This window comes from Erysipelatoclostridium sp. An173 (assembly GCF_963931465.1).
Classification (GTDB): Bacteria; Bacillota_I; Bacilli_A; order Erysipelotrichales; family Coprobacillaceae; genus Thomasclavelia; species Thomasclavelia merdavium.
Map to the genome: position 1 here is coordinate 868,959 of NZ_OZ007017.1, position 16,170 is coordinate 885,128.

Below are 16,170 nucleotides of genomic sequence, written 5' to 3' on the forward strand. Positions count from 1 at the left end.
AAATTTGTTAAAATATAGATACATTGGAGGTTAAAACATGAATCAAAAGCACATATTTATAATAAAGCCCAATCCTAATAACGTAAAAATAGAAACATTAATCGTAAAAAATATGCAGGGTTATCCCTATGAAATCAAATATACAAAATATCCTAAACACGCAAGTGCTATAGCAGCTAGTTATCAAGGCTGTCATCATCGTATTTATGCAGTTGGCGGTGATGGATTGATTCATGAAGTTGTTCAAGGTTTAGCAGGCAGTGATAATGAATTAGTAATTTTGCCAGCTGGTACTGGTAATGATTTTATTAGAACAATTGCCAATACCCGAGATTTAGAAACTTTGTTAAAAAAATCATTAAAACTACCAGCCCAGCCAATTGATTTGATCAAAGCTAACGATATTTATTGTATCAATGTTTTTTGTTTAGCACTTGATAGTGATGTAGCAAATAATGTTCATAAATATCGTCAAATTAAAGTATTACCACGTTCATTACAATATGTAAATGTACTAGTTCGACGCTTTGTAAAATATCATCCTCAACCAGTTACTTTGCGTTATCAAGGGAAGACTATTTATAAAGATAGGTTACTAATAGGTGCTTTTTGTAATGGTAAATATTTTGGTGGTGGATTTAAAATAGGCAAATATGCTGATGTTAAAAATGGTTTAATTGATATTAATTTAGTACCACAGTTAAAAAAATCACAGTTACCATATTATGTAACGTTATTGTTAACTGAAAAGTTAGAACAAGGTAAATTGTATTATCATAAGCAATTAAAAGAAGTTGAAGTTGAAAGTAACAAGGAAGTAAATATTGACGGGGAAGTTTATCCAGCGGGAATTTATCAACTTAAAATTGTAAATAAAGCAATAGATGTTGTTTTATTTGAAAAAAATGATTGACTTTAGTCAAGTTTAAGTTTAGAATAATTTTCATAAAAGGGAGTAGCTGACACGATAGTGTTTACGATTTCGTCAATACGATGATTTAGATCATCCGGAACGTGATTAAATAGCGAGACTTTTATTGCAAAATTATTATGCAATAAAAGGGCTCGCTTTTATTGTGTTAAAAAAGGAGAAAAAAGATGAGAGCTTATTACAACAAAAGTAAAACAGAGGTAAGAAAACAAGTTAATGGATCCCTAAAACCGTTAACAGAACAGCAGGTTAAAGCTAATCAAGAAAAGTATGGTTTAAATGAGCTTGTTGAAGCTAAAAAGAAAAGTCTGCTGATGGTATTTTTAGAGCAATATAAAGATTTCTTAGTTATAATCTTGATTATTGCAGCGATAATTTCAGGATTTTTAGGAGATTTTGAAAGTGCAATCGTAATTTTAATTGTTATTACAATTAATGCTATTTTAGGAACTGTTCAAACAGTTAAAGCAGAACAATCTTTAAATAGTTTAAAAGAATTATCGTCACCGACTGCTAAAGTCTTAAGAGATGGTAAGATTGTTGAAATTCCTAGCAAAGAAGTAACTATTGGTGATGAAGTTCATCTTGAAGCTGGTGATTATATTCCTGCTGATGGAAGAATTTTAGAAAACGCTAGTATGAAAGTTGATGAAAGTGCATTAACTGGTGAAAGTGTCGCTGTTGAAAAAGATACTGATGCTATTGAAGGCGAAGTTCCACTTGGAGATCGTACTAATATGGTTTATTCAGGAAGCTTTGTTACTTATGGACGTGGAACATTTTTAGTAACTGCAATTGGTATGGAAACTGAAGTTGGTAAAATTGCTCAGTTATTAAAATCTACTTCAGAAAAGAAAACACCTTTACAAGTTAACTTAGATAATTTTGGAAAAAAATTATCAATTATCATTATTATTTTCTGTGCTATTTTATTTGGTTTAAATATTCTTCAAGGTGGTAATGTTGGCGATGCCTTCATGTTTGCAGTTGCATTAGCTGTTGCTGCAATTCCAGAAGCATTAAGCTCAATCGTTACAATTGTATTGTCATTTGGAACTCAAAAAATGGCTCGTGAAGGAGCAATTATTCGTAAATTACAAGCTGTTGAAGGTCTTGGAAGTGTATCGATTATTTGTTCTGATAAAACAGGAACATTAACACAAAACAAAATGACTGTTGAAGATTATTATGTTGAAGGACAAAGAATTTCAGCTGATCAAATTGATCCAAATATTCCTTTCCATAAAGATTTAATGCGAATGAGTGTTTTATGTAATGACTCTTCAAATGTAGATGGTAAAGAAATTGGTGACCCTACTGAAACAGCACTTATTAATTTAAGTAAAAAATTAGGAGTACCAGCAAGTAGAGTTCGTGGTGTTTACCCACGTTTAAGCGAATTACCATTTGATAGTGATCGTAAAATGATGTCAACTTTCCATTTATTAAAAGATGGCTATACAATGATTACTAAAGGGGCAGTTGATGCCTTGATGGGTCGTATTAAATATATTCGTAAAAATAATCAGGTAGTTGAAATTACTGATCAAGATAGAGAAGATATTTTAGCAATGAACATGGAATTTTCTAAAAATGGTCTTCGTGTTCTTGCTGTTACTTATCGTAAATTTGACCAAGAAAAATTTCTTGAATATGAAGATGAAAATGAATTAATTTTCTTAGGATTAATCTCTATGATGGATCCACCTCGTCAAGAAAGTGCTGAAGCCGTAAGAAAAAGTAAAATGGCAGGAATTACGCCAATCATGATTACTGGTGACCATAAAATTACAGCTGCTGCAATTGCAAAAAGAATTGGTATTTTAACAGATATTTCTCAAGCTGTTGAAGGTAGTGCAATTGATAAGTTAAGTGATGAACAATTACGTGAATTTGTTGAAGATAAACGTGTTTATGCTCGTGTTTCTCCTGAACATAAGATTCGAATTGTTAAAGCATGGCAAGATAAAGGTAATATCGTAGCCATGACTGGTGATGGTGTAAATGATGCTCCAGCATTAAAACAAGCTGATATTGGTGTTGCTATGGGTATTACTGGTAGTGAAGTATCTAAGGATGCTGCAGCAATGGTATTAACAGATGATAACTTTGCTACAATTATCAAAGCGGTTGAAAATGGTCGTAATATTTATGCGCATATTAAAGATGCTATTCAATTCTTATTATCTGGTAACTTTGGAGCTATTTTAGTAGTTTTATATGCATCTGTATTGGCATTGCCGGTACCATTTGCTCCAGTTCATTTGTTATTTATTAATTTATTAACTGATAGTTTACCAGCAATTGCTTTAGGGTTAGAACCTCATGATAGTTCAGTAATGAATGAAAAACCTCGTCCAATGAATGAATCAATTTTAACTCGTACTTTCTTAACAAGTATTGGATTAGAAGGTTTAGTAATTTCTATTATGACTATGATTGCTTTCATGATTGGTTATCAAGAAAATGCATTACTTGCAAGTACAATGGCATTTGGAACTTTATGTTTATCAAGATTAGTACATGGTTATAACTGTAAATCTAAAGCACCAGTGTTATTTAAACGTGGGTTCTTTAATAATAAGTATTTACAAGGTGCATTTTTAATCGGATTTGTTTTAATTACTTGTGTCTTAATGGTACCATTCTTAGATTCAATGTTTAAAGTTCAAACTCTTACAATCCAACAATTAATGATTGTTTATGGTTTAGCGTTAGCTAACTTACCAATTATTCAAGTAATTAAATGGATTAGAAATAGAAAATAAGTTAGAAGCGGTCAATTTGATCGCTTTTTTTGTAACCTTTATTAAATATTAATTGTCTATATAGTGAATCGATTCAAAGGAGGTATCAATTTGAAGAACAATGTTGAATTAAACATTGATTTAATTATTGAAGAATATAGTCACTATGTATTTACAATTATTTATAATCTTGCGGGAAATAAATTATCTTATCAAGATATAGAAGAAATTATTGCTGATACTTTTTATCTTTTTTGGAAAAATCAAGATAATATTAAAAACATTAAATCATATCTGGCAGTTATAGCTAAAAACTGTACTTATAATAAATTAAAACAAACTAAACAATATCTTGAATACAATGATCAGATTTTAAATAAACAGGGATATTATCAAGAAGATTTTAATTATATGTTGCTTATTGAAGAAAAAATGCAACATCTAACTGATGATGAAAAAGAAATATTTCAACTTTATTATATTGAAGGATATAAGATTAAAGAAATTGCTAAAATAAAAAAGCAGAAAACTAATTATATGAAAGTAAAATTACATAGAATTAGAAAAAAACTAAGGAGGAAAGAGTAAATGCTACAAATTGATACTGACAAAATTAAAATGATGACCGGTAATAAAATTGCTTATACTCTTTATGAAAGAAGGTTAAATATGAAAAAAAAGAAATTAAAAAAAGTAATGTTTAGTATGGTTATTTGTTTAGTATTATTAGGTGGAGTAAAAACTGTTGATGCTTTAACTGAAGGTAAAATCAGTAATACTGTTAAAGATACTATTAGAGTTTTTTTTATTGGTGAAGATAATCAACAACAAGAAATGATCGGGGAACAGTATGTTGATGAAAATGGTGATATTTGGATTAAATTTAAAGATCAAAGTGAAAATAAAGTAGATGTAAATGACAGTGAGTTAGAAAAAGAAGGATTACAGAGTAATACTGAAATAGATAAGTCAAGTGATGAGATAAATACGGATATAAAAGATAATCAAACTAAATAAAGATATGCACACATATTCATAAAAAAACGAATATGTGTGTTTTTACTTAAATTACAATTATTATCATGATATAATTAGCGAGTGTAAACAAGATGTTTATAAACAAAAAACATTATAGTTTTTTAGACATTTTATAATACAATAAAGATAAATGAGGTGGAAATTGTGGAAGTTGCATTAAAAACAGATTCAAGAAAAGTAAAACCAGGTGATACATTTATCGCTATTCCTAATGTTGTAAGAGATGGACATGATTATATTGAACAAGCTATAAAAAATGGAGCGATTAAAATAATTGCTGAACATGGAAAGTATAGTGTTGAGACAATAATAGTTGAAAGTACTCGAGAATATTTAAAAGAATATTTATATAAAAATTATTATCCATTAATTAAAGATATGAAATTAATTGGATTAACAGGGACTAATGGTAAAACAACTACATGTTTAATGATTTATCAGATTTTAAAAATGTTAGGGCAAAAAGTAGCTTATATGGGAACAGTTGGTTTTTATTATGGTGATGTTAAAAAGCCAATGGTTAATACAACTCCAGATGTTGATGTACTATATAATATGTTATTAGAAGCTAAAGATCATGGTGTAGAATATTTTGTTATGGAAGTAAGTTCACATGCTTTAGATATGGAAAGAATCTATGGACTAGAATTTGATGAAGTTGCTTTTACTAATTTGACGCAAGATCACTTAGATTATCATAAAACTTTAGAAAACTATGCTAATGCTAAACAAAAATTGTTTAAAAAAACACGTAATAACAAAGTTGCAGTTATCAATGGTGATGATCTTCATTATCAACACTTTGTTTTAGATAATAATAACAATATTATTATTAGTGCTAATGAAGGGGATTTATTAATTGAAAAAATTACTTTCAGTCATTTAGGAACTAGCTTTAAATTTAACTATCAAGGCAATGAATATAAAACATCATTAAATATGGTTGGCCGTTATAATGTTTATAATTATTTAATTGCCTTGTTATTAGTTCATTGTTTAGGTTTTAAAATAGAAGATATTTTACAATTAAATGAAGAATTAAAGGCACCAGCAGGACGAATGGAACTTATCAAGTATGGCACTAACAGTATTTTTGTTGATTTTGCCCATACCCCTGATGCAGTTTTAAATGTCTTAAGAAGTGCTCATGAATTTAAAGCAGGTAAAATTATTACAATTATTGGTTGTGGTGGTGATCGCGATCCTTTAAAACGACCTATAATGGGTAAAATAGCTGTTGAAAATAGTGATTATGTTATTTTTACTAGTGACAATCCTCGAAGCGAAGATCCTTTAAAGATTCTTGATGATATTACTGCTTCGCTTACAAATGATAATTATGTAGTAGAAGTTGATCGTGTTAAAGCAATTCGTCAGGGAATTGATTTATTAAAAGGTAATGATGTGTTGATGATTTTAGGAAAAGGACACGAAGATTATCAAATTACTAAAGAAGGAAAACATCATTTTAGTGATCAAGAAGAAGTAGCTAAGTATCTTGCAATCAAATCAGGAAAGTAGCTAGATATGAGAATTCATCAGTTAGATATTAATGATATTCAATATCAAAAAAAGGAATATTCAGATAGTTTATTATCGTCAGTAAAACGAATTGGCTTATCGATTCCAGTTAAAGTAAGATACGAAAATGGCCAATATTATTGTCAAGATGGTCATAAAAGATTAAGTGCTATTGCTAGTATTGAAGATCCTGTTTTATATGATAAACGGAGGAAAATTAATGTTATAATTATTAATAATGGTGATTTGCGTTCTAATGATTGCTGGCGCAGTCGTAATATGCATTAAAGACGAGGGGACTCCTCGTCTTTTAATTTATAATTTTAATCAATGATACGATTTAATAATTCAACAGCATCCATAGCATCTTTTGAATAATAATCGGCGTTGATTTCTTTAGCATAATCAGCAGTTAAGACAGCACCGCCAACAAAAATCGGACACATATTATCAATCTTTTTCAACATTGCAATCGTTTTTTCCATTGAAGCAACAGTAGTTGTCATTAAAGCACTTAAACCGATTGCTTTAGGATGATATTGATAGAAAGCATCAACAACTGTTTCAGGTGGTACATCTTTTCCTAAATCGATGATTTTATAACCATAACTTTCTAATACTACTTTAACGATATTTTTACCAATATCATGAATATCACCATGGACAGTTGCCATAATTACTGGACCTTTAGTAGCTGTTGTTTCTTTAAAAGTATCTTTGATTACACCAAAAGCAATTTTTGAAGTTTCAGCAGCTTGAATTAACTGTGGTAAGAAAATTGTATTATTTTCATATTGTTTTCCTACTTTATCTAAAGCAGGAATTAAAATGTTATTGATAATTTCTAGACCATCTTTAGTTTCTAATTGTTTTTTTGTAGCTGTTTTTACTTCATCTTTTAAACCACGAATAATAATATCTTCTAATGTAAAATCAGTTGTATTTTTTATAGAAGTAACAGTTTGATTAGATTGATTTTGAATATAAATAGTAGCATCTTGATCATAATTATATAAAACATTGAAAGCATCAATAGCATCCATTAGTTCTTTATCTAAAGGATTAATTATTGGTAAGTCTAATCCAGCTGCCATAGCCATAGTTAAAAAGGTTTTATTTAAAAGTGGTCGATTAGGAAGCCCAAAAGAAACATTGCTAACGCCTAATACGGTATGAACACCTAATTCTTCTTTAACCATTCTAACAGCTTTAATTGTTTCCATTACTTCTTTTTGTTGAGCAGAGACCGTCAAAACTAAACAGTCAATAATTATATTTTCTTTACTAATTCCATATTTAGCAGCAGTTTTGATAATTTTTTTAGCGATTTCCAGACGATCTTTAGCTTTAGGTGGAATACCATTTTCATCTAATGTTAAACCAATAACAACACCACCGTATTTTTTAACGATTGGGAAAATAGCTTCCATGGTTTCAGTCTTACCATTTACAGAGTTTATTAATGGTTTACCATTATAATAACGACATGCTTGTTCAATTGCTTGTGCATTAGAACTATCAATTTGTAATGGTAAAGAAATAACTTCTTGTAATAGCTTGATTACATGTTTCATTGTTGCTACTTCATCAATTCCTGGCAAACCAACATTTACATCAAGAACATGAGCCTTAGCCTGATCTTGTTTAATAGCTTCGATAACTAATTCATCATATCGCTGCTGTTTTAAAGCTTCTTTCAATTTTTTCTTTCCGGTTGGATTTAAACGTTCACCACAAACAACAACATGATGACCAAATTCAACAGTTTTGCTGCCACTAGATACTCTAGTAGCTTCAACTGGAGTAGTAATAACTGGTTTGGCTGGTATTGCTTTTTTTAATTTGGCGATAAATTCTGGTGTTGTTCCACAACAACCACCAATAATGCGGACACCATTTTTGACATGTTTAATACTTTCAGCAACGAATGTATCACTATCCATGTTGTAGCAGGTTTTACCGGCAACTAAACATGGTAAACCAGCATTTGGCTGTAGAATAACCGGTAATGAAGCTGTTTTTAAGACTTCATTAATAATCGGTGTTAATTCCACTGGCCCTAATGAACAGTTTATTCCTAAAGCATCAACATTTAATCCTTCAAGAATATTGACCATTGTAACAGGATCACAGCCTGAAAGAGTTCGCTGGTTAGTTTCATAAGTCATAGTAACAAAGACTGGTAAATCACTATTTTCTTTAACAGCCAAAACCCCAGCTTTAACTTCATATATATCAGTCATTGTTTCTAATAAAACTAAATCAACCTTATCTTTAGCGAGCAATACTTGTTCTTTGATAATTTCATAAGCCTGGTCAAATGATAAAGTACCCATTGGCTCTAATAATTGACCAATAGGACCAATGTCTAAAGCAATATAACTATTATTTTGACGATTGGTATTTTTTTGAGCTGCTTTAGCATTATCGATTGCTGCTTCAATTATTTCTTTTAAACTATAGTTAACATCTTTCATTTTTAAAGCATTGGCACCAAAAGTATTAGTTGTAATAAAGTCAGCACCAGCATTTAAGTATTTTTGATGAATAGATTGGATTAATTCAGGATGAGTAATATTTAAACATTCTGGAATTTCACCAGCTTTTAAGCCGGCTTCTTGTAATTGGGTCCCCATGGCACCATCAAATACTAATATTTCTTTTTTTAATCGTTCTTGTAACATCTTTGACCTCTTTTCCGATAATTACAATTATCTTTAAGTTTACATGAAAAACAATGTTTTTTAATTTTATCATCACCAATACCAATTAAACCAATCATTGATTTTTGAGGTAATAATAAATCATTGGGTAAAACAGTTAGACCAATATGTTTATCACATTGTAGAGCGCTAGCTAATTGATGATTAAGTTCTAATGGCACATTACCATAACCAGGACAAAATCGAAAAGTACGTTTACCAAAATTTTGCTGTTTTTCAAATTCATCAGCTTTATATTCAAGATAGCTGCTTGCAAGAGCATCTAATATTGTCATTCTAGTTACATCAATAACTGAGTAATACTTTAATTTTCGATCTAAATCAATTCCTAGTGTACATGCCATAACAACAACTTGATTGCATGAGTCAAATAAATCAATTAAATCAGGATAATCTATGTTCAAATCTAATTCTTTAATTTTTAAAGGCTGTTTAGATAAGGTATAGATTTTATACATGTATTTAAATGAAAACTGTTTAAGTTCTTCTAATTCCTGATCTAATAACAAATTAGTTTGTTGATCAAGTTTTTGATTTTGATAACCTAAGTATTTTAAAGCATTTTCTTTAATCATTTTTAAATTCCGCAAATATATTATTAGTTCTCATCAATATTTCTTTAGCTATTTCAGGACGATTCATTGTATATAGATGGATACCATCAACACCATTAGTAATTAAATCAATAATTTGATTAGTAGCATAATTTAATCCTACTTCTTTCATTGCTTTTGGATTATTACGGAAACGTTCTAAAGAAGCAGAAAGATTATAAGGAATATTACCACCGCTTAATTTAGCGATATTTAATAATGAGCGCGCATTAGTTGCAGGCATAATTCCAGCGATAATTGGAACATTAATTCCTTTTAAACGTGCTTCACGAACAAGACGATAATAATAGTTATTGTCATAGAATAATTGAGTAATTAAATATTGTGCTCCTGAATCAACTTTTTTCTTTAATGCTTCTAAGTCGGCTTCTAAGGAAACTGCTTCTTGATGTACTTCAGGATAACAAGCTCCACTTAAACAAAATGTATCAGGATAATTTTTGTTGATAAATGTATTTAATTCACTAGCATATTTAAATTCGTGTGGTGCAGTTTTAGGATCGTAATCTTTAGGGTAGTCACCACGTAAAGCTAGAATGTTTTGAATATTATTATCTTTTAGTTCATTTAATATTTTTGTTAGTTGTTTTGATGTAGCATCAATACAGCTTAAATGAGCTACAGCTTCAATACCGTATTGATTTTTAATTTTAGAAGCAATTTCAACAGTATGTTCAGTTGTTGATCCCCCAGCACCATAAGTTACTGATATAAAATCAGGTTTTAATGCTGATAATTCATCTATTGTTTTATAAATTGATGAAATGTCGCCATTATGATTTTTTGGTGGAAAAATTTCAAAAGACAAAGTCGGTTTTTTTAATAACATATCAATAATTTTCATTTGTATAACCCCCATTTAATAAATTAGGTATATTATAAAAAATAGCTTGATTTTCGTCAACTATCTTCATCTGGATTATCGTTGTCAATAATTCCTTGAATAATACTGGTTATTTGATTAGAAAGTGATGCTAAAGCTAATACAGTCAATAAGCGATTGTTATGATTATCAAGGTTAAGATCATAATCAGAAATGATTTGATTTAAAAATGTATTTAATGCTTCACTTTGAGTTTTTTTGAGAGTGATAAATTGATCATAGATTGCTTCTAAATCTTGATCTTGTTCATATATTGGTGATAATAATTGTTTAATTTCTTGAATTGTAATTGTGTTTTTTAAATTATAGATTATTAACATGCCAATTATTTGTTCTTTAGTATATTTTTTTCCTTTAACCGGTTTAATAACGCCAGCTTTAGAATAATTATTGATCATTGTTTTAGTAAGTAATTTATCATCTTTGAATCTTTTATTGTCGCTTAGATTGTTTTCAAATAAAGTCATTATTTGATCCATATATAAATCTAATTCTGGTATATCCTGAGTTTTTAAATCACTTTTATTGAGTGATTGTGTGATTATTGTTTTAAAATCCTTTTGTTCCATAATTAGTCACCTCGAAATAATTGTAGCTTAATTTTTAAATATCTTCAAGATGTGGTTGACATAGATAATATTAGTGATATTATAGATACATAATGTAGTATTTAAAACTACATAAGGAGGTTTTGACATGAAAATATTTAAAAAAGCAATGGATCCAATAAGTAGTGAAACGCATTTTATTGGGGCTATATTATCACTGGTTGCCTTGATTATTATGATGATCGTTGCAGCAGTTGAAAATTCTCCATCTTTAACTAAAGTAGGGATTACAGTTTTTGGTTTATCATCAGTAGCGTTATATAGTGCTAGTAGTATTTATCATTATTTTAATGGTAATGAAAATAATAAAATAAAACAATTTTTAAGAAAAATGGATCATGCAATGATCTATGTTTTAATTGCTGGAACATATACACCAATATGTTTAACATATCTAGATTATCCTCATAGTATTTATTTTTTGATAGTTATCTGGTCAATTGCAGCAATTGGTATTTTAATAAAGCTTTTTTGGATAAATGCACCTAGATTTTTATCAACACTATTTTATTTATTAATGGGCTGGGCAGTAATTTTTGATTTTCCCGCATTTTCAAAAATACCATTAGGATGTTTGGCTTTAATTGCTTGTGGTGGTGTTAGTTATACGATCGGGGCTATTATTTATATTTTGAAAAAGCCTAACTGGTTTAAAAATTTTGGTTTCCATGAATTATTTCATATTTTTGTAATGATTGGATCAGCTTTCCATTTTGTTGCTATTTTCTTTTATGTATTATTGTAAAATAATAAAATGATTAGAGGTTCCTTTTTTATCAAGGGACCTTTTTAATAAAGAGGAAACCTGCTTTTTCTTGTGGTTAGTTTTCAATTATTGTATAATATTTTTGGGTGATATAAATAATGAAATTAAGTAAAAGAGATAAGATAATATATTTAATTACGATGTTTGTGGTTCTTGGGGGAGATCAGTTTACAAAACATCTAATATCTTCATCAATGCAATTAGGACAGTCACATGAGATAATTGATGGCTTGTTTTATTTTACCTATGCTCAAAATACAGGTGTTGCCTGGGGGATGTTTGCAGGTCACTTAGCACTTTTTATTTTAGTTGCTTTAATAGCAGCAGTGGTTATGATTATATATTTTAGAAAAACTAAAAAAGAAGAAGTATTAACTCGTTTTGGTTTAGTTTTGGTTTTTGCTGGGTTATTAGGAAATTTAATTGACCGGGTATTTTTTGGCTATGTTCGAGATTTTATTGATGTAATTATTTTTAATTATAATTTCCCGATTTTTAATATTGCCGATATGGCAGTTGTTATCGGAGTAGCATTAATTATTATTGAAATTATTTTTGAGGAGTATATACATGGAAAAAATTAATATTGTAGTTGAAGAAAATGCCAATTGGCGATTAGATAAGATCGTTGCTAAAAAAATGCCAGAATTTTCTCGAACTAGGATACAGGAAATGATAAATCAAGGACTTGTACTAGTTAATCAAAAAATGGAAAAACCAAGTTATAAAATAAAAATTGGTGATCAAATCGAAATTATAGTTGTTGATAATACTGATTTAGATTTGGAACCGGAAAATATACCTTTAAATATAGTTTATGAAGATAACGATATTATAGTTGTAGATAAACCATCGGGGATGATCGTTCATCCTTCGCCTGGTATCGTTCATGGTACTCTAGTTAACGCACTGCTTTATCATTGTGATGATTTATCAGGAATCAATGGTGTTAATCGACCAGGTATTGTTCATCGTATTGATAAGGAAACGAGTGGTTTGTTAGTTGTTGCCAAAAATGATCATGCTCATCGAATGTTATCACAACAATTAAGAAATCATGATATGACTAGAAGTTATATTGCTTTAGTTCATGGTTTAATTCCTCATCAACATGGTAAAGTTGATGCACCAATTGGTCGTGATAGTAAAGATCGTCAAAAAATGGCTGTTACTATGCATAATAGTAAACGGGCTGTAACGAATTTTACGGTTTTAAGACGTTATCGCTCAATGAGTTTGATTGAATGTCGTTTGGAAACTGGACGAACTCATCAAATCAGGGTACATATGAGTTATATCGGTTATCCAGTTTATGGTGATCCTAAATATGGCTGGCGTAAAGATGATCAGACTTATGGACAATTTTTACATGCTAAAAAATTAGGATTTATTCATCCAACAACAAATAAATATATGGAATTTGAAAGCGAGTTGCCTGAATACTTTAAACAAAAATTAATTCAACTTCAGGAGGAAATGGAATATGCAAAATAGAGTCATCAATTGGACTGAGTATTTTATGGGAGTAGCTAAATTATCGGCTTTTCGTTCTAAAGATCCTAATACTCAAGTAGGAGCTTGTATTGTTAATCAGGAAAATAAAATTGTTGGAGTTGGTTATAATGGCTTACCTTGGGGTTGTGAAGATGATGAATTTCCATGGGAAGTTAGAGAAGGGGATCTTTATGATACTAAATATCCATATGTTGTTCATGCTGAGTTAAATGCTATTTTAAATAGTACGTCTAATTTAAAAGGTTGTAAAATTTATGTATCATTATTTCCATGTCACGAATGTGTTAAGGCGATTATTCAAAGTGGTATTAGTGAAATAATTTATGAAGATGATAAATATAGTGGAACTGATAGTGATCGAGCAGCAAAAAGAATGTTAGATGCAGCTGGAGTAAAATATACTAAAGTAGCGCCATTTACTATTGAAGTTAAATAGCTTATATCAGGAAATTGACTTATCATAAGTTAATTTCCGTATTTTTTTATTATATATTGGAGAGATAAAATGAATGCGAAAATAGATTTAAGTCAAACATATTTAAAAACTAAACGTTTGATACTACGACCTTGGCAAGAAGATGATGTTGAAGACTTTTATGAATATGCTCGTGTAGAAGGAGTAGGGGAAATGGCTGGCTGGTCACATCATAAAAATATTGAAGAAAGCCAGATGATTTTAAAAACGTTTATTGAAGAAAGAAAAACTTTAGCGATTGTATATCAGGAAAATAATAAAGTTATTGGGTCAATTGGTTTAGAATATTGTCGCGATGATTTAGATAGTTCTTTTGATAATTTAAAAGGAAGAGAAATTGGATATGTTTTAAATAAAGATTATTGGGGCAAGGGCATTATGAGTGAAGCGGTTGCTTGTGTAATTGATTATTGTTTTAAAGAGTTACAGTTTGATTTTTTGTGTTGTGGTTATTTTTTAGAAAACAGTCGTTCAAAAAGAGTAAATGAGAAAATGGGATTTACTTTTTATAAAAACGTAATTCATCGTACTAGATATGGTGTTGATAAAAAAACTGTTTTAAATGTACTTTATAACAATAGCGAGTAAGCTGGAAATCTGTTTTTTTACAGATTTCTTTTTTATTACATTATTAAAAGGACATAATGAAAAAAAGGATAACCCAGTTATCCTAAATTAAATCCTTAATCCTTTTATAATTTGTCATATTCGTTTTAGTAACTTTGTTAAGCATTTTTGGACCATATTTTTTTGCTACCTCAATAGCTATGGCATCAACACTATTACTATTACCACGAGGTAATCTCATCTTTAAACTACGTGACATATTATTAAAATATTGCAAGTAAGCATATCTAGATAAGATAATTGAACAAGCGATACCAAGATAATTTTCTTCACCTTTTTGTAAGAATTTTAAATCTTTAACAACAATGACTTCGCTTTTTAGATAATTATAATAAGTTTTTGGTGACACGAATTGATTTACTAATTTATCTTCAACCGGCATTCCAATTTTTTGCATTACGTTTGTTACTGCTTGATTATATAATTTGGCTTTAATATTTGCTAAATTATTACCAGCTTTAACCATTGCATTGTAATGAGAATTATCAAGAATTAAAAGACTGTAAATAATTCGATCTTTAATTTCTTTTGCTACTTGCACTAACTCTTTATTATCCATTTCTTTGGGATCGCGTACTCCGACACTCAATAGCCAGTCGTAATCGCGTTCATCAACGTAACAAGAAACCACGCATAGAGGTCCAAAGAAATCACCAGAACCAGTTTCATCGCAAGCAATATGACTAATATTTACATAGTGATGATCGACCGTACCAGAGTAGGGAAGAGTCGCAAGTTTATCGTAAGCATGCATATTAATAACACTTATTCTTTTTGAATTATTTTTTTCTACATTCATGTTCTTCACTTGCCTCCTAGTCCTAATATTATTATAACATGTTTTTAATATTTTTGACAGTACAAATTTGTTTTGATACAATGTATACTAAAAGAAATTGAGGTGTTTCCATGAATTTTGTGATAAATCCGATTTTCATTGATATAATTATTGCACTAATTATTTTATTAATGGTAATCTTTGGTTATATTAAAGGTTTTGTTTATAGTGCTTATCGTTTAGCGTCAACGGTTGTTTCTTTGATTGTAGCTTTATATCTATCAAGCTATTTAGCAGTTATTTTTAAGATTTATGAAGTACAGGGAATCGGCCAAGGTGTTGGCGAGATGATTAATCGATTTTTAATTTTTATTATTCTTTTAATTGTTTTAAAAATTATTTTTGCTTTTATTGGAAAAATTATTATTCCTTTATTAAAAGGAATAATTGATACAATAGGATTATTAAGAAAGCTAGATGGTCTTTTAGGGTCAATTTTTAATCTAGTTGAAAGTTTAATTTTGATTTATTTAGCTTTAGTTTTCATTATTACACCGATTGTTCCTGGTGGTAAAGAAGCAGTTGAAAATACTATTATTGCAAATAAGATATTAGAATTAGTACCAACGCTTAGTGAAGAGGTAAAAAAATTAAGTGATGGTAATAATGTTATTGATCAAATAATTAATGATGGTTTAAATAATGATAGTTTTGATAGTGATTCAATGAATTCAATTATTACTTCACTTACAACAGCTTATGATTGGGGCTTGATTGATCAAGAGTATCTTGCAGATATATTATATCGTTATTATGATCAGGTCCAAACACCAATAGCGGTTAATAGTGAACAATATAATCAGACAGTTGAGTTATTAAATAAGTTAAATATGGTTGAGTTTGATCAAAGTAGAGTTTTAAATAAAATGGTAGTGAGTGGATAA

General features: G+C 29.3%; 17 protein-coding genes. 12 read left to right on the forward strand and 5 right to left on the reverse strand.

Annotation, left to right across the window (positions count from 1 at the left end):
* The first annotated feature begins 37 nt into the window (after positions 1-37).
* From ABGT36_RS04350 to ABGT36_RS04375, 6 genes are all read left to right on the forward strand, one after another.
* Entirely contained in the window at positions 38-913 is an 876-nt protein-coding gene (locus tag ABGT36_RS04350; protein WP_308697619.1) for a diacylglycerol kinase family protein, read from the forward strand.
* Between the two features lie 185 nt (positions 914-1,098).
* A complete protein-coding gene (locus ABGT36_RS04355) occupies positions 1,099-3,699 on the forward strand; it encodes a cation-translocating P-type ATPase (RefSeq protein WP_346676971.1) in 2,601 nt (866 codons plus the stop codon).
* A 90-nt stretch (positions 3,700-3,789) separates the two neighbouring features.
* Entirely contained in the window at positions 3,790-4,266 is a 477-nt protein-coding gene (locus ABGT36_RS04360) for an RNA polymerase sigma factor (RefSeq protein WP_300078521.1), read from the forward strand.
* Positions 4,267-4,695, forward strand: a complete 429-nt coding sequence (locus tag ABGT36_RS04365) for a hypothetical protein (protein ID WP_308697621.1) — start codon at positions 4,267-4,269, stop codon at positions 4,693-4,695. It begins immediately after the preceding gene.
* 165 nt (positions 4,696-4,860) lie between these two features.
* The gene (locus tag ABGT36_RS04370; protein ID WP_087371426.1) at positions 4,861-6,237 is read left to right on the forward strand and encodes a UDP-N-acetylmuramoyl-L-alanyl-D-glutamate--2,6-diaminopimelate ligase; all 1,377 of its coding nucleotides are present in this window, start codon (positions 4,861-4,863) and stop codon (positions 6,235-6,237) included.
* A 6-nt stretch (positions 6,238-6,243) separates the two neighbouring features.
* Entirely contained in the window at positions 6,244-6,525 is a 282-nt protein-coding gene (locus ABGT36_RS04375; RefSeq protein WP_087301505.1) for a ParB N-terminal domain-containing protein, read from the forward strand.
* Between the two features lie 35 nt (positions 6,526-6,560).
* Here ABGT36_RS04375 and ABGT36_RS04380 read toward each other — a convergent pair whose 3' ends face one another.
* The 4 genes from ABGT36_RS04380 to ABGT36_RS04395 are packed head-to-tail and all read right to left on the reverse strand — an operon-like array spanning position 6,561 to position 11,026.
* Positions 6,561-8,921, reverse strand: a complete 2,361-nt coding sequence (locus tag ABGT36_RS04380; protein WP_346676973.1) for a homocysteine S-methyltransferase family protein — start codon at positions 8,919-8,921, stop codon at positions 6,561-6,563.
* Positions 8,903-9,535, reverse strand: coding sequence for a vitamin B12 dependent methionine synthase (locus tag ABGT36_RS04385; RefSeq protein WP_087301501.1), 633 nt, complete (start codon positions 9,533-9,535; stop codon positions 8,903-8,905). Before ABGT36_RS04385 ends, ABGT36_RS04380 begins: the two co-directional genes overlap by 19 nt.
* Positions 9,528-10,418 carry a methylenetetrahydrofolate reductase [NAD(P)H] gene (metF, locus tag ABGT36_RS04390; RefSeq protein WP_346676975.1) on the reverse strand — a complete coding sequence of 297 codons (891 nt, stop codon included), beginning with the start codon at positions 10,416-10,418 and terminating at the stop codon, positions 9,528-9,530. The genes ABGT36_RS04385 and metF overlap by 8 nt, the downstream gene beginning before the upstream one ends.
* Before the next feature lie 56 nt (positions 10,419-10,474).
* The gene (locus ABGT36_RS04395) at positions 10,475-11,026 is read right to left on the reverse strand and encodes a DUF1836 domain-containing protein (RefSeq protein ID WP_087301497.1); all 552 of its coding nucleotides are present in this window, start codon (positions 11,024-11,026) and stop codon (positions 10,475-10,477) included.
* Between the two features lie 127 nt (positions 11,027-11,153).
* Here ABGT36_RS04395 and ABGT36_RS04400 point away from each other — a divergent pair, with 127 nt between their 5' ends.
* The 5 genes from ABGT36_RS04400 to ABGT36_RS04420 all read left to right on the forward strand — a co-directional run bounded on the left by ABGT36_RS04400 (position 11,154) and on the right by ABGT36_RS04420 (position 14,409).
* Positions 11,154-11,810, forward strand: a complete 657-nt coding sequence (locus ABGT36_RS04400; protein ID WP_087301495.1) for a hemolysin III family protein — start codon at positions 11,154-11,156, stop codon at positions 11,808-11,810.
* A 119-nt stretch (positions 11,811-11,929) separates the two neighbouring features.
* Positions 11,930-12,415, forward strand: a complete 486-nt coding sequence (gene lspA, locus ABGT36_RS04405; RefSeq protein ID WP_087301493.1) for a signal peptidase II — start codon at positions 11,930-11,932, stop codon at positions 12,413-12,415.
* A complete protein-coding gene (locus tag ABGT36_RS04410) occupies positions 12,402-13,325 on the forward strand; it encodes an RluA family pseudouridine synthase (protein ID WP_296883287.1) in 924 nt (307 codons plus the stop codon). The genes lspA and ABGT36_RS04410 overlap by 14 nt, the downstream gene beginning before the upstream one ends.
* Positions 13,315-13,782, forward strand: a complete 468-nt coding sequence (locus tag ABGT36_RS04415) for a dCMP deaminase family protein (protein ID WP_087301489.1) — start codon at positions 13,315-13,317, stop codon at positions 13,780-13,782. The genes ABGT36_RS04410 and ABGT36_RS04415 overlap by 11 nt, the downstream gene beginning before the upstream one ends.
* 69 nt (positions 13,783-13,851) lie before the next feature.
* Complete coding sequence (locus ABGT36_RS04420; RefSeq protein WP_346676977.1) at positions 13,852-14,409, forward strand: GNAT family N-acetyltransferase; 558 nt, start codon at positions 13,852-13,854, stop codon at positions 14,407-14,409.
* Positions 14,410-14,491: 82 nt separating this feature from the next.
* On the opposite strand, the gene rnhC is transcribed toward ABGT36_RS04420, so the two are convergent.
* Positions 14,492-15,247 (reverse strand): ribonuclease HIII, encoded by a 756-nt coding sequence (gene rnhC, locus ABGT36_RS04425; RefSeq protein ID WP_087301485.1) that lies wholly within the window; start codon positions 15,245-15,247, stop codon positions 14,492-14,494.
* Between the two features lie 110 nt (positions 15,248-15,357).
* On the opposite strand from rnhC, the gene ABGT36_RS04430 reads away from it, so the two are divergent.
* Complete coding sequence (locus ABGT36_RS04430; RefSeq protein WP_346676980.1) at positions 15,358-16,170, forward strand: CvpA family protein; 813 nt, start codon at positions 15,358-15,360, stop codon at positions 16,168-16,170.